Here is a 17,611-nt window from a genome sequence, read left to right on the forward strand (position 1 = left end):
TGTTTCGCTAGGGCTTCCGAAACTTTTAGTATCTTCCTGTGTTGTAAAAGCTAAACTCTACTGCATGCAAAATCAATTACTTATCCAGTATTTTCATTGGTATTATCACGAAGCACAAAATTTATGGACGAAGGTTGCAGCTGAGGCCGAGCATTTAAAAGAATTGGGTGTAACAACGGTTTGGCTTCCTCCTCCGTATAAAGCCAGCACAGGCGGATATTCTGTAGGCTATGATGTGTACGATTTATTTGATTTAGGAGAGTTTGATCAAAAAGGATCCGTAAATACAAAATACGGCTCTAAGGAAGAGTACCTCAATGCAATTGCAGCGATGCATGACCAGCAAATATCCGTTTTAATTGATGTGGTTTTTAATCATAAAGCCGGTGGTGATGAATTGGAAAAAATACCCGTTAGAACTGTTAATGAGGAAGATAGAAATCAATTTACCAGTGATGTTTTTGAAATAGAAGCTTGGACAAAATTTACCTTCCCCGGTAGAGCAGGGAAGTATTCGGAATTTATTTGGGATAAAGAATGTTTTAGCGGGATAGATTGGGCGGAAGACTTGAAACAAACGGCAATTTACTCCATTCAAAACGAAGCAGGCGAAGGCTTTGAAGAAGTTACTTCTACAGAATTTGGTAATTACGATTACTTAATGTTTAACGACATTGAATTTCGTAATGAAGCCGTTAAGAACGAATTGAAGTATTGGGGCGAGTGGATTATAGAGCAAGCGGGTGTGGATGGATTTAGGCTCGATGCGGTTAAGCACATCAACCCCCATTTTTTGGCCGAATGGATTCATCATTTGAATTCCAAGTTTAATCGCGAATTTTTTATGGTTGCTGAAAATTGGGATATTAAAGATACCAAAGGTCAGGAAGCATTTATCGCTATCACTAATGGAAATGCTCAATTGTTTGATTCCCTATTGCATCATAATTTTTATTTGGCGAGTACCGAAGAATTTGATATGCAAGCACTTTTTGAGAATACCTTGGTTAAAGTGCATCCCGATTTAGCTGTTACATTTGTAGATAATCATGATTCGCAACCCCTGCAAGCATTAGAAAGTTATATCGAATTTTGGTTCAGACCATTGGCTTATGCCATTATTTTGTTGCGTTTGCAAGGTATTCCCTGCTTGTTTTTCCCCGATTTATATGGTGCGGAATACGAAGATAAGGATGAAGGAGGAAATCAAGTGACGGTAGAATTAATCGGATTGCCCGAACTGGATAACCTTTGCCACCTGCGTGCTCATTTGGCTTATGGTGAGCAGATTGATTATCTGGACCATCCGAATTGTATTGGCTGGACCCGTTTGGGCGATGACGAGCACCCTAACAGCGGATTAGCCGTGCTATTAAGCAATGGAGATGAAGGAAGAAAGCGTATGAAAATAGACGAACGTTTTGCGAACCGGACGTTTATAGATGCAATGGGCTATCGTCAAGACGAAATTACACTCAATGAAAATGGTGAAGCTGAATTTTACTGCAACGCCAAAAGTGTATCCGTTTGGATACTTAAAGAAGCCTAATTTTGCATAGATTAGCTATTATTTTTTGCTTTCTGTATCGCCTATGGCATTAAATCCAACCAAGGTATCCCAGCGGGAACCCGGTTTGCGGTAATACACAAAAATTTGATACGTGTTTAAGGTTTGAAAAAATGAACCCTCAAAAGAGCGTGTTTCAATTTGCTTGGTGTTTTTATCAAGCCAGGCATATTCAAAATCGTATAGGCCTTGCTTGAGTAGGATGTTTTGGTAAAATTGTTTCTTGCTCGAATCATAGATGAGTTTATTTTCATCGCTTAGCGCATAATTATTAAAGCGACCCACTACATATGCATCCCCATTGGAGCTAGGTGGAGTAGCGTTTAAGGTAAACAACACATTCATGTATTCGGATTCCGTTTTACTATCCCGTTGATCGGTATTTTGAATGTAATAGTTGCCATTTTCATCAAAGTTATTCACGAAAGTATTGCTGTTGCGCGATTGATCGGCAAACAATTGAACGGTTACAGATTGATTATCTTTAAAAATTCCTTGAACATGATCGGCTTTATAGCGCAAATTCCGCGTATCAAATTTTCTAAATTCATTGCCTGCCCAAAAATCATTCGTACTTAAATCGTTATAAACGAGTTGGTTTTGACGAATGAAGGCCGGTTTGCTGGTAGTGACAGCTGTATTCGGATCAAAATTTTGCATGATGACCGTTTTGATGTCCTGGTAGGGGTTCGAAATCTGCATTGCATAATTCAGGGTAAAATTTATTTTTTGCTTGTAGTTTCGGCTTTCTACTTGCATGGAATTACCAATGGTAGCTGCCACGGCAATTTGATTATCTAAAATGTAAAAACGTTGCGAAATAACCGGTTTTTTTAAATCGCCATCCAAATACACTTTTAATAAATAATTGCCACTAATTTTCGGACGTATTTGCGTGTTCGGTAGCGATATTTCGTAATGGGTATATTTTCGAAGGGTATTAACTGAATAACGATAATTGATTAATCGATCGTCGTTAAAACTTTCTAGGTAATCTAAGGTGGAAATGCGCGACGGTTGCCAATCAGACGTGCAATGTTCAATTGAATACCAATAATTCTTAGTGCCAGATTCTAAATCGTCAAAGGCAAATGTTAAGCTTTCAGCTGAATTAAGCTGAATAATAGGAATAGATTGCTCGCTTAAGCTGTTGTAGCACTGTACCGTTTTAATGTACGGTTGATACACTTTATTTTCATATTGAAAAGTTGTGTTTGATTGGGCGATTGCGTAACTAGAGATGAAAAAAAGAAATAGTGCCAGTATTTTTTGCATGGCTAAAGCTACTGAAAATTATGAGCACTGAAAAATAGTGGGGCTTAGCTTGTTTGAATAGAACAAGGAACTGAAAGTAGAATTTGTGTCTTCCACTTTCAGTTCTCCTTTGATATTAGCCCTCTAATTCCATAATTTGAGTGGCCAATTCTTCCCATCGATTTTGAGCTGTACTGAGTTCGGTTTTTGTTTGGGTGTATTTTCCATTTACTTCCGCTAATTTATCAGCTTTGCTATACACGTTTTCATCGGCTAATTCTACTTCAATGTTTTTTACATTTTGTTCTAAATCAGCAATTAATAACTCTACCTTTTTTAGCTCTTCGTTTAATTTTTTTAGTTGATTGGCCGCGTTTGGACTAGCTGGTTTCACTGCAACTTTTTCCTTTTCAGGCATTTTAACAGGAATAGGTTTTGAAACAGGGATGGTCCGTTTGCTATTCCATTCTTCGTACTCGGCATATGTTCCGGGATACGCTTTAATTTTCTCTTCTTCGATAAACCAAATTTTGTTGGCTACATTATCCAGGAAATAACGATCGTGGGATACTGCGATAAAAGTACCTTCAAATTGCTGCAATGCCTGAATTAAAATGTTAACCGATTGGATATCCAAATGGTTGGTTGGCTCATCCAGAATTAAGAAATTGGAGTCAGTGGTGAGTGATTTTGCTAAAGCAACCCGCGATTTTTCTCCTCCGGATAAAACTTTAATCTTTTTGAACACATCGTCACCTGTAAATAAGAAACAGCCTAAAATGCTGCGTAATTCCGTATCAGAATGTTTTGGCGCAAAGGCCTGCAATTCTTCTAAAATAGCATTATCTAAGTGCAACGATTCTAATTGGTGCTGCGCAAAAAAGGTAGTGCTTACATTGTGGCCGGTTTCGCAAAAGCCTTCAAACTTTTCTGTTCCGGCGATCATGCGTAGCAAGGTAGATTTACCTTTACCATTGGCACCAATAAGGGCTATTTTATCGCCTTTTTCGATGATGGCTTCTGCATCATTTAAAATATGTACATTGGGATAGCTTTTGTTGGCATGTTCTATACGAACGACATGACGCCCCGATTGTTTAGAAAATTTAAAGCTAAAGTTAACGGTTGGATTTTCGTCGTCTACATCTTCTACACGTTCCAATTTATCGAGTGCTTTCATCCTCGATTGTGCCATTTTAGCTTTACTCGCTTTTGCTTTGAAACGCTCAATTAAACGTTCTTCTTGCTTAATTTTGGCTTGTTGGTTTTTAAATTCGCCTTTTTGGATCTCACTGCGTAAGGCTTTCTCTTCTAAATAAAAACTATAATTGCCGGCGTATACGGTAATTTTACCTTTGCGCGATTCTGCGGTACGGTTTACAATTTTGTCTAAGAAATAACGGTCGTGCGATACAATTACGATAGCACCTTCAAACCCCATTAAATAGTTCTCTAACCATTTGATAGAAGGTAAGTCCATGTGGTTGGTAGGCTCATCGAGCAATAGGATATCCGGGTTTTGCAATAATATTTTAGCCAGCATCACACGCATCCGCCATCCTCCAGAAAAGGTGTTTAAGGGGCGTAACTGATCGGCGCTGCTAAAACCTAAACCTGCTAAAATTTCATTTGCACGGTATTCGATGTTGTAGCCATCCAATGCTTCAAATTCCTGTTGCTTATCGCTCAGTTTATTTAAAACTTCTTCGCTATAATCGGTTTCTATCTTTTTTAGTAGCTCTTCAATTTCGTCGTGCAATTGATTTTGGCGTTCGAAAGCCTCCATTGCAACGTGTAAAATAGTATGATGAGAATCGTAAGAAAGTAAATCTTGGTTTAAGTAGCCAATTTTCAAGTCTTTCGACATGGAAATAGTGCCAGAAGTAGGCGCATATTCACCTACTATTATTTTTAAAAGTGTGGATTTTCCGGTGCCGTTTGCGCCAATTAAGCCAACTCTATCGCCGGGTTTAATATGCCAATTTGCATCATCGTATAAGGCTCTTGAACCTATTAGGAATGTTAAGTTATTTATTGAAATCATTTCGGCTGCAAAAGTACGAAAATTAACGTGTTCTTTTTAGGAAATTCAAATGGAGAAGGATGGCTAGTGTACAGGGGAGGGTTTGTATATATTTCTATAATGATTTGAGTTTTAAATAAATAGACACATCGTTGAGCAATTTGGTCAATTTATTTTGCTCAAACCTTAGAATATGTTGTTTTTATTTGCATTAAAAGCTGTAAATACTATTCGGCACGATATATGTGGAGTTTCAATGTTTGTCAATTTGGACTCTCGTTGTTCTATATTGATAATCATGATTAAACACTTAAATTATTTATCTATCACCTTAAAAAAAACAGTATGAAAAAATTAATTTTTACTCTCTTTGCAGCTGCAGCATTTGCAGTATCTGCTAACGCTCAAATTCAAAAAGGCAACGTCATGTTCGGAACGGAGATTTCAAGCATGAACTTTGGTTTGGATAGTCCAAACTCATTTAGATTTAATTTATCTCCAAAAGCCGCATGGTTTATTAATGATGGTGTGGCAATTGGGGGAGAAGTAGACTTTGGGGTATATACACCAGGTAAAAACTTGGGAACTACCGTGAATTACGGAATCAGTGCATTAGGAAGATATTACGGGACAAAAGCCGCAACAGATGTGGTAAAAAACTCACGCTTTTTTGCTGAGGCAACCGCAGGTATTTCTGGGTTAAATGTTTCAAATGGAGACTCAACCAATGGTTTAGGCTTTAGTTTTGGGCCTGGTTTCAGTTATTTCGTAACCCCGAGCTTAGGTTTAGAAGCCTTAGTAAAATACAACGGTGTGTTAGGTTTTGGAAACAGTGCTTACGGGCATAATCTTTCTTTTGGATTTGGTTTCCAAATTTATTTGCCAGGTAAATCAACCATGAAAAAAGTGGCAAAAGATGTAAACTAATTTCTATTACATTTTTTAAAGAAAACGGGGGTATGTCGAGAGATATATCCCCGTTTTTGTGTGGTTAAAACAAAATCAATTTGAATTGAATGAAATAGATTGAAATATTTTGCATATTTGACCAGTGAGCATTTCAGTAAAAAATCTATCAAAACACTATTCTTCACAGAAAGCAGTTGATTCCATTAGCTTTAACGCAAAACCTGGACGTATTTTAGGTTTTTTGGGGCCAAATGGCGCAGGCAAATCAACCACCATGCGTATGTTAACAGGTTATGTGGAACCTACATCGGGCGAAGCCATAATTGGAACGAATAATATCCAAATAGCAGCGATTGAAGCCAAAAAACACATCGGATATTTACCAGAGAACACCCCTTTGTATGCTGATATGTATGTAAAAGAGTATTTGTCTTTTGTGGGAGAAGCGTACTCCATTCAGCATTTGCCAGAACGTATAGCCGAAGTGATCAAAATGGTTGGCTTAACGCCGGAGCAACATAAAAAAATAGGCATGCTCTCGAAAGGGTATCGTCAACGTGTTGGTTTAGCGCAAGCCATCATTCACGACCCTCAGGTATTGATATTGGATGAACCCACTTCGGGCTTAGACCCCAATCAATTGGTAGACATTCGTGCGTTGATAAAATCTTTAGGTAAAGATAAAACGGTTGTAATCTCGACACACATCATGCAAGAAGTGGAAGCCATTTGCGACGATATTATCATCATTAATAAAGGGAAAATTGTGGTGCAAGATACTCTGGAAGGGGTAAAAAATGCACATCAGAATGCTTCTCTTGAAGATATTTTTAGAAAATTAACCGCTTAATTTCGATGTGTAAATTTTGTTTATCGCTGATTTTGTGCGTTTTTTTATTATCCGTTAAAAGCTCCGCACAAAATAGCAATATCGGTTTGGGCGCTGAACTTGCATTTCCATCTGGAAACTATGCCAATGTTTCATCGATAGGTACGGGAGCCTCGGTTAAAGCCGATTTCGGAATTGCCACTAATTTTGCCTTAACAGCAAATATTGGTTTCATGAATTTCTTCGGAAAGACGAATTTTTATTTAAAAACGCAAGATTTAACCTATATTCCTTTAAAAGCTGGCTTGAAATATTTTTTCAGTGAAGGTTTTTATGTAGAAGGGCAGTTGGGAGCTTCCTTACCGGTAAAAGATAATCAGAAAACACTTTTCGTATGGTCGCCAGGTTTTGGGACTTTTTTGCGATTGCCTGGGAAAAACAAACTCGATTTAGGTATTCGTTACGAAGGATGGAGTGGAACCTATGGCAATATTCCTCAGCTAAATTCGACCACGACCAATGGTTTTGCAGCTTTACGCTTTGCATACGTATTCGCTTTATAGTCGTTAATTATTCTTTTTTGTGGCTGTTTTTGCTCATTTGAGTATTAAATGGGGAAGGATTGTCGCATTTTTTTTGCCTTCTTTTTATTTTGATAACTCATTTTTTTTGACTTGCTCTAGTTAATTTACTTATTTTAAGTTGATTATGTCTTTCTTATTTGCGTGTTTGTAATACTGGCATAGCTCTTGAATACATTGGCGCAATAGGATTTAGACCTGGTTAGTTTAATTCTTAGTTTTTACATTTGATAAATAGGAGACTCTAAAATTCTATTTTGGTTAGTTTGGACCCTGGCATCATCAGCCAGGGTTTTTTAGGCTTTTATCACTTTAATATCCTATATTAATTAGTTAACTTCGGCGTTTTAAATTATATGTACGCAGTTTTTAAACGCGAATTATTTAGCTTTTTAAGTTCAATGGTAGCTTATATTACCATTGGTATTTTTCTCCTTGTTTCTGGCTTGTTGCTTTGGTTTTTCCCCGATACATCCATATTAGAGTACGGTTATGCCGATTTAGGCGGCTTTTTTAGCCTCGTGCCTTATCTGTTTATGTTCCTCATTCCTGCCGTTACAATGCGGTCGTTGGCAGAAGAAAGACGAGAGGGCACCTACGAGCTATTGGTTACAAAACCTATCACCTTAACGCAAATCATTTTCGCTAAATATTTGGCGAGTTTGGTATTGGTGTTGTTAGCACTACTTCCAACGTTTATTTACTATTACTCTTTATGTCAACTGGGTTTACCGCAAGGTAATGTAGACGGTGGTGCGGTTGCGGGTTCTTACATCGGTTTGTTTTTGTTGGGTTCTGCCTTTGTTTCTGTGGGGATTTTTGCTTCCTCGTTAACAAAAAATCAGGTAATTGCCTTTGTTATTGCCGCCGCTTTATGTGCTTTTGCTTTTCTAGGCTTCGATTATACCAGTCAATTAATCGCTTTGCAAAAAGTAGAAGGAACCATAACGAGTTTGGGGATCAACGAACATTATTTGTCTATTAGTCGTGGTGTACTCGATACCCGTGATTTACTTTATTTTATCAGTTTTTCAGTACTTTTTTTAATAGCAAGTAAAATGATGATGGGAGGGAAGAAGTAATGAAAAACAAGCAAAATTTAGTACGCTTTTTATTGGTTTTAACGGCACTGGTTTTACTGAATATAGGTGGGCAGTTTTTGTATTATCGTTTTGATTTTACCGGAGATAAGCGCTTTACCTTAAACGATAAGACCAAAAATATTTTAGAGGAAAATACAAAGCCAATCCGTATTACCGTTTTTTTGGACGGAGAATTGCCACCTGCCTTTAAACGCTTGCACGGTGGAGTAAAAGATTTATTGTCTGATTTCAAAGCGTATTCAAAAGCAGATATTAAAGTAGTTTTTGAAGATCCTTTGGCGGGTTTAAGTGCTGTTGAACAAGATACGGTGTTGTATAATTTATCGCAAAGCGGGATAGAAGCTACACGAACAACCTTAAAAACAGAGAGTGGAACCACCGAAAAAATAGTGGTACCAATGGCGATGATTGAATGTGATGGGAAGCAAATGCCTATTAAGATTCTTCAAAATTTTAATTCTATTGGTAGTTTTGAAGATAATATTAATCGGTCAATTGAAAACCTGGAATATACTTTTACTTCGAGTTTGAAAAAGGTGATAAATGGGAGCAATCCGCGAATTGGCTTTACCGAATCGAATGGTGAGCTTTCTGATTTACAATTGAGCGATGCCTTGAACAGCTTGGCCAATAGTTATGTGGTTGGGCGTATTGATTTAAATACGATTACAAAGGAAGGTTTAGATAAACTTAGTACGCTGGTAATTGCTAAACCAACAAAACCCTTTACCGAAACAGAGAAATACAAAATAAATTACTTTGTAATGAAAGGTGGCCGTGTGCTGTGGAGTATTGATCAAGTTCGTGCGGAATTAGACAGTATGGGCAAAGGTTCGGGTCAAGTGATTGTGAATAGCCAGTTGAATTTAGACGATATGTTGTTCATGTACGGTGCCCGCATCAATTACGATGTTTTGGCCGATTTAAATTGTGCCGAAATTCCGGTAAGAACTGGGGGAGGTCAGATGCAATTATTTCCATGGTTGTATTATCCGGTTTTATTGCCAGATACGGCGCACAGTCTCGTAAAAAAAATGGATGGCATAAAAGCAGAATTTCCAAGTACGGTAGATACTATTGGCATTAAGGGGGTGCGAAAAACAATCTTGCTAACCAGCTCAACCTTTAACAGAGTGTTCTCAACGCCAAAACCCTTTAGTTTAGAGATGGTGGCGCAACAGCCTGAACCGAAGGAGTTTTTAAGTCCTGTTAAGAATGTAGGGGCCTTGCTAGAAGGGAAGTTTCCTTCTGTATTTGCAGGACGTCCGCTACCAGCGGGTATTGTGCAAGCCTATTCTACAGAAAGCTTGAGCAAAGAAGCCAAAATAATTGTACTAGCTGATGGAGATCTTTTTAAGAATCAAGTCTCTGAGAAAGATGGAACCCCGTTTCCATTGGGTTTTGATCGCTATTCGCAACGTACCTATGGAAATAAAGCATTGTTGTTAAATATTATCGATTATTTTACTGATGACGATAATTTAATCGCCTTGCGGAACAAAGAAGTGACCATTCGATTGCTCGATAAAGCGAAAGTTAAACTCGAAAAAACAAAATGGCAGCTCATTAATGTCGTATTTCCCTTATTATTGTTAATATTCTTTGCAATTTTTCAACATTATTATCGCAGATATAGGTACGCTAAATAATTTTTCTATTTTTGAAGAAGACTAAATACTATCATGAGATTTATTGTTTCCACATCGACTTTACTAAAACACCTACAAACTGTTAACGGTGCTTCTAGCAGCAGTACGGTTTTACCTATATTAGAAAATTTCCTTTTCGAAATTAAAGATGGTAACTTAACCATTTCAGCTACCGATTTACAAACCAGTATGACCACGGCTTTAGCGGTTGAATCGAAAGAAGAAGGGAAAGTAGCGGTACCATCGAAAATTTTATTAGATACACTTAAAACGTTACCTGATCAGCCGATTGCATTCAATATCGACGATGCTACTTTAGCAATCGAAATTAGCGCGGGAGATGGTAAATATAAATTAAGCGGAGAAAACGGAGATGATTTTCCAAAAATTCCGGTTGTAGAGAATGCGTCATCGGTAAACCTACCAGCTTCGGTATTAACAGAAGCCATTACCAAAACCATTTTTGCAGTAAGTAACGATGAGTTGCGTCCAGCTATGACGGGTGTATTTTGTCAATTGTCGCCTCAGCACATCACTTTCGTGGCAACCGATGCGCATAAATTGGTGCGTTACCGCAGAATGGATAGCAAAGCTGATAAAGCCGCATCGTTTATTCTACCGAAGAAAGCTTTAACTTTGTTAAAAGGTGCGTTGCCTTCAACGGATATTAATGTTTCAGTTGATTACAATGCAACTAGTGCATTCTTCAAATTTGATAACATCAATTTAGTATGTCGTTTAATTGACGAACGTTATCCTGATTACGAAGCGGTAATTCCAGGCAACAATCCAAATAAATTAGTTGTAGATAGAGGGTTGTTCTTAAATACGCTGCGTCGTGTGGTAATTTTTGCGAACAAAACCACGCATCAAGTACGTTTAAAAATCAGTGGAAGCGAATTAAATATTTCATCAGAAGATTTAGATTTTGCGAACGAAGCGCATGAGCGTTTAAGCTGCCAATACGACGGCGAAGATTTAGAAATCGGTTTCAACGCACGTTTCTTGATTGAAATGTTGAATAACTTAAGTGGCGACGAGGTTACATTGGAATTATCAACGCCTAACCGTGCCGGTCTTTTAATTCCTCAAACCAACGACGAAAACGAAGATGTTTTAATGTTGGTAATGCCAGTTATGCTTAATAACAGCTATTAATAGCTTATAAAATAGGATATGAAGATGGCTTGGTTTTTTACCAGGCCATTTTTTTTTCAATCCTATCAAGCAGCATCGGTTTTTTCACATACAGTTTTCGATACCAGGATTTCGTTTGGCTTAAAGTAAGCAACAAGTAGTTCCATCTACCATTGATATTTAATTGGTAGTTTGTAGCATTCTCGTATCTTTACACTTTAAACTGTCACCGTTATTCATGGAAAACAAAAAACAGCGTAGCATCATCCGAATTATTTTACTTTTTAGCGTTATATCAACGATATGGGCCTGTAGTAAAAGTTCAAACTACATCAAAGGAGATGCAAAAGTTCGTGTATTTAACGTAGCCTCAACCGATACCACACAATTGTTTTTTTTAAACGGCGCCGCTTTGGGTACTCAAACCGTTTACGGAACCAATAGCAGTTACATTGTGGTAGCAGGAGACTCAACTTATACGGTTTCTGCCAGAGATTTCAATCTTGAAAAAGACAGTGTATCCTTGCCCGGACAAACATTTAAATTGGGTAAAAACTATTCGGTCTATTTCACAAAAACAAAAGATAAACGCGAAAATCAGTTATTGGTGACATTAGACGATGTGAAAACCATTTTAGATAGTGCAAAACTTACATTTTACAACTTAGGCTATACACTGGGTGCCAATGTACTTATTTCAGATGCGGGTAAAGCTTTTGCCGATTTTGAATTAAAGTATGGTGAAAGTGCTTTTCGTAAAGTGAAGGTAAATAAGAATACCAAAATATCATTCAGTCTCACCGCGCCTTCGCCAACCAATCCTGCTCCTGAGATAAAGAGTTTAGATAGTACAGTAATCACTAATAATAAAGTGTATACGGTGGTATTGGATGGAACAAAAGTGGGCGATTTGCATAGAATAATCACTTCATCAAATTAATAGTTTAGACCTAAAAAAATAGAACCTTTGGAAATTATACAACATTTAATCGATTTCATTTTACACATCGATAAACATCTTGCGGAAATTGTAAATCAATACCACAACTTAACCTACTTTATCTTATTCCTGATTATTTTTGCCGAAACAGGTTTTGTAGTAACTCCTTTTCTACCAGGCGATTCATTGCTTTTTGCGATGGGTGCTTTGATTGCAGGTGGGGCTACAGGCTTAAGCATTTGGGTCATGTTTTTCATTCTTATTTTTGCGGCTATACTCGGAAACACCGTAAATTACAAACTCGGAGGCATTTTAGGTGCTGGAGTTTTCAAGGAGGGAAACAAGATATTAAAACTAAAATATTACGAGCAATCGCACGAATTTTTTGAGAAACACGGAGGGAAAGCGATTATTTTTAGTCGATTTTTACCAATTTTTAGAACCATTGCACCTTTCGTAGCTGGGATTGCTAAAATGCCATTTGGACGTTTTACGTATTTTAATATTATTGGAGGTGTTAGTTGGATTTTCTTGCTTTTATTTGCCGGTTTTTGGTTAGGACAGATAGAAGTGGTAAAAAATAATTTTGATATCGTAATTCTGACTATCGCTGTTGTTACTTTTTTTCCGGCTATTTGGGCTGCAATCAGAAGTCGCTTTAAAACGAAGTAATTGATGGAAATTGGGGATTTATTCATTCGGCAATAAATCCTCAATTTCTTTAAAACTCTCGACCAATTATACGGCCTTCCTTGTACTTTTGCTCTATCTGCTTTTCTTTTTTCTCCTCCTCTTCCAATAGTGGGATCTTTGTCAGGTTTTTAAGTATAGGTTGTCCGGCGTCTACCCAAGCGGAATACCAATAGGAACCAATGGCAAGGATAGATGCACGCATTTGCCTTTCTACCATGTGATCCATTTGATCGTGATATGCTTTCGAATAGGCGTGTGAATACTGCTTGAGCAATACATTGTTTCGCTCCGAAAAACTATACTTTTTATCACTAGGAAAGGCTTGGCTTAGCGCTGCTTCAAATTTCAAAACGGTATCAACCAAGGTATGCGTATGTTTTACAATTTTCCAGGCTTCTTTCAATGGGTTTTCCAGGTATTGGGCTTTGCCAACCACAAAATTGTATTGCGTGGAAAATAATTCCGGTAATCGGCTTTCCCAAAAAGCATGAATGCCGACTTGATTGCTTAGCTGGCCATTGTGGTTTGCGGTGGTATGCAAAGGAACGTGCGCATCGCCAATGTAATGACCTAAATCAGCGGAGTATTTCAGGATTTTAAGCGAATCATGGGTTTTAAATGCTTTCACTAAACTGTAATAGGTGCGTTGGATTTGCCAAGGAACAATACCATCGCTGTTCAGTTTCTTACTACCGTATTTAGCCACTGCATCGTTCCATTTTTCAGGGATGCTGTCGATATTTAACTCATAGTTCTCTACATCCAAATAATGCCTCGGAGCTTCTAAAGTATCAGCATAGCGCCTTTTATCGGGATCTACGGCATGCTCAGTAATGTATTTAAGGTTCTTTTTGTAAAAACCTATCATTTCCGATGGTAAGGTAAAAACCGCCAATTGGTTAATTCGCTGATGGGCAAAAAATCCCCAAGAGGTACATAAAAATAACGGGATGATTAAGGTTAATAAAAGTAGTATTTTCCGCATAGACCTTAAACATGTTATGAATAATATTGCTGCAGGCATTCCTTGCAGCTTTAAATTTTACACGCCAAATTGTGTTAAGTGATGGTCCAAATGTTTGTAAAACATGTTGTTCCATTCATCCGCTGAAAGACGTCCAAAGGAATGAGATTCTTTTCCGTCAAATGCACGTTCGCCAATAAGTTGTGTTTGTTTAATGAATTCAATTAATCGAGCTTTCTCGTCCTCGAATTTACGTTCATTCACAATCAGAAAGGCGGGCGCTGTGCGTATATTCTTTTTAAATGGTTTATCACCTACGACCGTACTTTTTGCCAGTAATTTAATCAAAAAGCCCATAAAAGCGCCCGGTTTAGGATGCTTGTCGGTATACACCATTTCGTAGGTCACGTTGCAATGTGCTAACATTTGAGCCACATTCATCTTTCCCCATAATGCCGTACTAGTGGTGTTTAATTGGTTAATGCGACCAATTACTTCATTGCTTGTCTCTACTAAGAAAATATTTTTCATAACAACTGTTTTTTGAGCGAATTCAATAGGGAAAGAAATCGAATATAGTTAATAAATTAAAAATAAAACACCTTAAAAACAGAAAAAACAACCCACTATGAAATTGAGTTGTTTTTTCTTGATTCTATTTCGGAATTTTTTTTGTTGCTATTCTATTTTTTTACCTTTCATGGCTTGACCAATGGCTGCATCCATCACACGTTCGGCAAAAGGACGCGTAAATTCGTTTAGTTCGTCTGCTTTCTTCAAAATTACATCTTTTTCAGCAGTGCTTAAAGCGACTCTTAATGCTTCAATATGCTCTTTGGTCTGGGCAATTTCTGCTTCCGTTAAAAATTGTGCTTGTTTTTCAATAAATCGTTCGGCAGTATAGAGCAATTGTTCGCCCTCGCTACGCGCTTCAATTAACATGCGTTGTGCTACATCGCTTTTGGCGTGTGTGATACTGTCAATTAACATTTTTTCGACGGTATCATCATTCAGTCCGTAGCTTGGTGTAATTTCAATTTCTTGTTTCACACCTGAGCGTAATTCAATGGCTTGTACGGTTAAAATACCATCGGCATTTAGCAAAAAGTTAATATCCACCTTTGGTAAACCAGCAGGCATGGCCGGAATTCCTTTTAAATCGAATTCTGCTAATTTTCTATTTTCCTTCACTAGATCGCGTTCTCCTTGAAAAACGGCAATTTTCATGTTTACTTGACCATCAATGGAGGTTGTATATTGGCGACCGGCTTTGGTTGGCACTTTGCTGTTACGTGCAATAATGACATCCATGAGTCCCCCCATGGTTTCAATGCCAAGCGATAGTGGCGTAACATCTAACAACAAAATATCAGAGCGATTTCCTGCTAACACATCTGCTTGGATGGCTGCACCCAATGCAACTACTTCGTCGGGATTAATATTGTCTTGTGGTTTTTTACCGAAGAAATTTTCTACTTGTTTTTTTACAAAAGGCGTGCGGGTAGAACCACCAACAAGAATAACCTCGTCAATCGAATCTACGGTTAACTCGGCGTCTTTAAGCGCGTTCTTGCATGCTGTGATAGTTTCTTCAACTTTGGTAGCAATTAAATCCTCAAAGGTTTGTTTATCTAGCGTACACCAAATTTCACCTACTTGTTCATTGTATAAGCTTTGATTTGATAACGCCTTTTTGGCTGCTTCGGCCTGTAAACGTAAGGTTTGTGTTAAAACAGCATCTTGTGCCAGTTTTTCTTTGTCGAGATTGTTTTTTTCAATCCAGTAATTTAAAATTGCGCGGTCAAAATCATCGCCACCTAAGTACGTATTTCCATTGGTAGCCAATACTTCAAAGATTCCATTTTGAATTTGAAGAATGGAAACATCAAAAGTACCACCTCCTAAATCGTATACGGCAATGGTTTTTTGTTGCATGGGATCTAGTCCGATGCCATAAGCCAGACTTGCAGCGGTTGGCTCGTTAACAATGCGCATTACATCTAAACCGGCAAGTTTTCCCGCATCGCGAGTTGCTTGTCGCTGGCTATCGTTAAAATAAGCAGGAACGGTAATTACCGCACGATTAACCGGAGTTTTTAAGGCATGTTCGGCTCTTGCTTTTAGTTCCTTTAGAATTTCTGCTGAAAGTTCGATAGGTGTATAAAAGCGGTCGCCAGCCTTGATTTTAACCAGTGCATCGGTATCGTCATCTATGATTTTGTACGAGAAAATATCTTTATGTTCCGCAACATCTTTATACGAGCGACCTAATAAGCGTTTTACCGAAAAAATCGTGTTTGCGGGGTCAGTCGTTAAAAATTCTTTGGCTTCATTTCCAACAAGCGCTTCGTTCTGACTATCAAAATGGACCACCGAGGGAACCAATAAGCCTTTGCCAGCATCGTTAATTACTTGTGGATTTTTTTCCGGATTGATGAATGCAACCAAACTATTGGTGGTACCTAAATCAATGCCGACAATGATTTCTTCTTGTTGTAACGAACCCGTAGCGAGGTTAATTGATATTTTTGCCATAGCTGCAAATTTACAATATTGTTTAAAGCTTTTTAGACTGAAATGTTTTACTGTTGTAAAGTTTAAAAAATTAGGGGCTTGGTTATGAATAACTCGTGTAGCCCAGGTTACTTGGTCGATTTTTTGTTTTTTTGTTGAATCCAGAGCGACATGTATTTGGTGCTTTGCGCGCTGTGGTGTGCTAGAATTTGGCCGAAAAAATTGTTTTGACGATGCGCGGTAAGTTCTAGGAATAGTTTTTCTACGCGTTGCATAAAGTCTTCCTTCACATTGTTTTTCGCATAGCGATGATTAAGCAGCTGGATACCGTTTTGTTGTGCTTGTTGCCAGGTTGTTTGATCTTGATACAGTTTGACAGTTTTCTCCATAAAAAGCGTTACATCCTGTTCGATAATCCCAGCCCAAGGAAGGTCTCCTTTCATGGCTTCCGCACCGACAGGTGTAGTGGCCGAGGGTGTGCCTGTTTGCATGGCATCGATAAATTTTCCTTTTACACCGGCTCCAAACTGAATCGGGGCTAATAATATGCGGTGTTTGGCGATGGTTTCTCGTGCATTTTCGGCTCTTCCTTGCACCAAAAAACGTTCCGTTTTATTGCTGAGTTGCAAGGCTTTTTGGGCGGCATAGGCTCCGTAAATGTGTAGGCTTACACCCGGCATTTTTTTTCGAAGTATTGGCCATACCGTCGTTTTTAAAAATTGGACGGTATTCCAATTAGGCTCATGTAAAAAGTTTCCGATGAAGACAAAATCTTTCCGCTCGGTAAAGGGAACCCAATTCTTCACGGTTTCAGGGGTGATGGCTTCTTCTAAAAAGGGTAAATAATATAGTAAAGAAGAATCAATTTTGAAACGATTTTGCAGCAAGGTCATTTCTTCTTCTGAAATGATTAACGATAAATCGCAGCGTAAAATGGCGGCAATTTCTCGCTTCGCAGTATCTGAAAATAATTCGGTTTCTGTACCTTTTTTATTGGCTTCTTGTCGCGCTTGGCGCAAAAAATGCAAATCTTCGGTGTCTAACATGCGCATCGCATGCGGACATTCCTGTTGTACGCGCCAGCCAAATTGCTCTTCAATCATAAAGCGATCGAACAGAATGATGTTGGGTTGTAATGCGCGGATAAAAGCATCGAAACTGCTGTCGTTTAGTTGTATAGCATGTTCGGTGACTCCGATAGCTGATAAAGGGTAACTAAAATCGCTTTTGGAAGCGGCAGAAGCAAAATGCAGGTCGTATCCTTTTTTAAGAAATAAATCAACTAATTGGATCATTCGTGTCCCTGCTGCCGATGAAGTAGGTTCGGGCCAAACCAATCCGATAATTAATAATTTCTTTGCCATTTCTTCTTATTTTGTGCAAAATAAAGGCTTTTTCGCTTACAATTTTAAAACCGAGCGATTATTTCTAATTTTGGCCTTTGGAAA

At 38.1% G+C, this 17,611-nt stretch carries 15 protein-coding genes; 9 read left to right on the top strand and 6 right to left on the bottom strand.

Going from position 1 to position 17,611, the window contains the following annotated elements:
• The first annotated feature begins 64 nt into the window (after positions 1 to 64).
• Positions 65 to 1,549 carry an alpha-amylase gene (locus ACJVDK_RS00435; RefSeq protein ID WP_443938351.1) on the top strand — a complete coding sequence of 495 codons (1,485 nt, stop codon included), beginning with the start codon at positions 65 to 67 and terminating at the stop codon, positions 1,547 to 1,549.
• 18 nt (positions 1,550 to 1,567) lie between these two features.
• Here the strand turns inward: ACJVDK_RS00435 and ACJVDK_RS00440 are convergent, their stop codons facing one another.
• Positions 1,568 to 2,842 carry a type IX secretion system plug protein gene (locus ACJVDK_RS00440; RefSeq protein WP_443938352.1) on the bottom strand — a complete coding sequence of 425 codons (1,275 nt, stop codon included), beginning with the start codon at positions 2,840 to 2,842 and terminating at the stop codon, positions 1,568 to 1,570.
• Between the two features lie 115 nt (positions 2,843 to 2,957).
• A complete protein-coding gene (locus tag ACJVDK_RS00445; protein WP_443938353.1) occupies positions 2,958 to 4,865 on the bottom strand; it encodes an ABC-F family ATP-binding cassette domain-containing protein in 1,908 nt (635 codons plus the stop codon).
• A 324-nt stretch (positions 4,866 to 5,189) separates the two neighbouring features.
• Here ACJVDK_RS00445 and ACJVDK_RS00450 point away from each other — a divergent pair, with 324 nt between their 5' ends.
• The 8 genes from ACJVDK_RS00450 (at position 5,190) to ACJVDK_RS00485 (ending at position 12,664) form a co-directional block, all read left to right on the top strand.
• Positions 5,190 to 5,771: a hypothetical protein gene (locus ACJVDK_RS00450; protein WP_443938354.1), complete on the top strand. Its 582-nt coding sequence runs from the start codon at positions 5,190 to 5,192 to the stop codon at positions 5,769 to 5,771.
• A gap of 124 nt (positions 5,772 to 5,895) precedes the next feature.
• Positions 5,896 to 6,603, top strand: a complete 708-nt coding sequence (locus ACJVDK_RS00455; RefSeq protein WP_443938355.1) for an ATP-binding cassette domain-containing protein — start codon at positions 5,896 to 5,898, stop codon at positions 6,601 to 6,603.
• Between the two features lie 5 nt (positions 6,604 to 6,608).
• Positions 6,609 to 7,145, top strand: coding sequence for a hypothetical protein (locus ACJVDK_RS00460; RefSeq protein ID WP_443938356.1), 537 nt, complete (start codon positions 6,609 to 6,611; stop codon positions 7,143 to 7,145).
• Positions 7,146 to 7,519: 374 nt separating this feature from the next.
• Positions 7,520 to 8,245 (top strand): gliding motility-associated ABC transporter permease subunit GldF, encoded by a 726-nt coding sequence (gldF, locus tag ACJVDK_RS00465; RefSeq protein WP_443938357.1) that lies wholly within the window; start codon positions 7,520 to 7,522, stop codon positions 8,243 to 8,245.
• Positions 8,245 to 9,915, top strand: a complete 1,671-nt coding sequence (gene gldG / locus ACJVDK_RS00470) for a gliding motility-associated ABC transporter substrate-binding protein GldG (protein WP_443938358.1) — start codon at positions 8,245 to 8,247, stop codon at positions 9,913 to 9,915. Before gldF ends, gldG begins: the two co-directional genes overlap by 1 nt.
• A gap of 33 nt (positions 9,916 to 9,948) precedes the next feature.
• The gene (gene dnaN, locus ACJVDK_RS00475; RefSeq protein ID WP_443938359.1) at positions 9,949 to 11,073 is read left to right on the top strand and encodes a DNA polymerase III subunit beta; all 1,125 of its coding nucleotides are present in this window, start codon (positions 9,949 to 9,951) and stop codon (positions 11,071 to 11,073) included.
• A gap of 217 nt (positions 11,074 to 11,290) precedes the next feature.
• Positions 11,291 to 11,992, top strand: a complete 702-nt coding sequence (locus ACJVDK_RS00480; RefSeq protein ID WP_443938360.1) for a hypothetical protein — start codon at positions 11,291 to 11,293, stop codon at positions 11,990 to 11,992.
• A gap of 27 nt (positions 11,993 to 12,019) precedes the next feature.
• Positions 12,020 to 12,664, top strand: coding sequence for a VTT domain-containing protein (locus ACJVDK_RS00485; RefSeq protein ID WP_443938361.1), 645 nt, complete (start codon positions 12,020 to 12,022; stop codon positions 12,662 to 12,664).
• A 49-nt stretch (positions 12,665 to 12,713) separates the two neighbouring features.
• Here ACJVDK_RS00485 and ACJVDK_RS00490 read toward each other — a convergent pair whose 3' ends face one another.
• The 4 genes from ACJVDK_RS00490 to ACJVDK_RS00505 form a co-directional block, all read right to left on the bottom strand.
• Entirely contained in the window at positions 12,714 to 13,670 is a 957-nt protein-coding gene (locus ACJVDK_RS00490; protein WP_443938362.1) for a zinc dependent phospholipase C family protein, read from the bottom strand.
• Positions 13,671 to 13,727: 57 nt separating this feature from the next.
• Positions 13,728 to 14,180, bottom strand: a complete 453-nt coding sequence (locus tag ACJVDK_RS00495) for a DUF1569 domain-containing protein (protein WP_443938363.1) — start codon at positions 14,178 to 14,180, stop codon at positions 13,728 to 13,730.
• A 147-nt stretch (positions 14,181 to 14,327) separates the two neighbouring features.
• A complete protein-coding gene (gene hscA / locus ACJVDK_RS00500) occupies positions 14,328 to 16,184 on the bottom strand; it encodes a Fe-S protein assembly chaperone HscA (protein ID WP_443938364.1) in 1,857 nt (618 codons plus the stop codon).
• 107 nt (positions 16,185 to 16,291) lie between these two features.
• Complete coding sequence (locus ACJVDK_RS00505; protein ID WP_443938365.1) at positions 16,292 to 17,527, bottom strand: glycosyltransferase; 1,236 nt, start codon at positions 17,525 to 17,527, stop codon at positions 16,292 to 16,294.
• Positions 17,528 to 17,611 lie beyond the last annotated feature (84 nt).

Origin of the sequence: Pedobacter paludisoli (assembly GCF_052344095.1) — a bacterium.
Taxonomy (GTDB): Bacteria; Bacteroidota; Bacteroidia; order Sphingobacteriales; family Sphingobacteriaceae; genus Pedobacter.

Excerpts from the sequence above, each read along its gene's own strand:
- ACJVDK_RS00495 (WP_443938363.1), bottom strand. The coding sequence starts at position 14,180 with ATGAAAAATATTTTCTTAGTAGAGACAAGCAATGAAGTAATTGGTCGC.
- dnaN (WP_443938359.1), top strand. The coding sequence starts at position 9,949 with ATGAGATTTATTGTTTCCACATCGACTTTACTAAAACACCTACAAACT.
- ACJVDK_RS00445 (WP_443938353.1), bottom strand. The coding sequence starts at position 4,865 with ATGATTTCAATAAATAACTTAACATTCCTAATAGGTTCAAGAGCCTTA.
- ACJVDK_RS00505 (WP_443938365.1), bottom strand. The coding sequence starts at position 17,527 with ATGGCAAAGAAATTATTAATTATCGGATTGGTTTGGCCCGAACCTACT.
- gldG (WP_443938358.1), top strand. The coding sequence starts at position 8,245 with ATGAAAAACAAGCAAAATTTAGTACGCTTTTTATTGGTTTTAACGGCA.
- gldF (WP_443938357.1), top strand. The coding sequence starts at position 7,520 with ATGTACGCAGTTTTTAAACGCGAATTATTTAGCTTTTTAAGTTCAATG.
- ACJVDK_RS00450 (WP_443938354.1), top strand. The coding sequence starts at position 5,190 with ATGAAAAAATTAATTTTTACTCTCTTTGCAGCTGCAGCATTTGCAGTA.
- ACJVDK_RS00440 (WP_443938352.1), bottom strand. The coding sequence starts at position 2,842 with ATGCAAAAAATACTGGCACTATTTCTTTTTTTCATCTCTAGTTACGCA.
- hscA (WP_443938364.1), bottom strand. The coding sequence starts at position 16,184 with ATGGCAAAAATATCAATTAACCTCGCTACGGGTTCGTTACAACAAGAA.
- ACJVDK_RS00460 (WP_443938356.1), top strand. The coding sequence starts at position 6,609 with ATGTGTAAATTTTGTTTATCGCTGATTTTGTGCGTTTTTTTATTATCC.
- ACJVDK_RS00435 (WP_443938351.1), top strand. The coding sequence starts at position 65 with ATGCAAAATCAATTACTTATCCAGTATTTTCATTGGTATTATCACGAA.
- ACJVDK_RS00480 (WP_443938360.1), top strand. The coding sequence starts at position 11,291 with ATGGAAAACAAAAAACAGCGTAGCATCATCCGAATTATTTTACTTTTT.
- ACJVDK_RS00490 (WP_443938362.1), bottom strand. The coding sequence starts at position 13,670 with ATGCGGAAAATACTACTTTTATTAACCTTAATCATCCCGTTATTTTTA.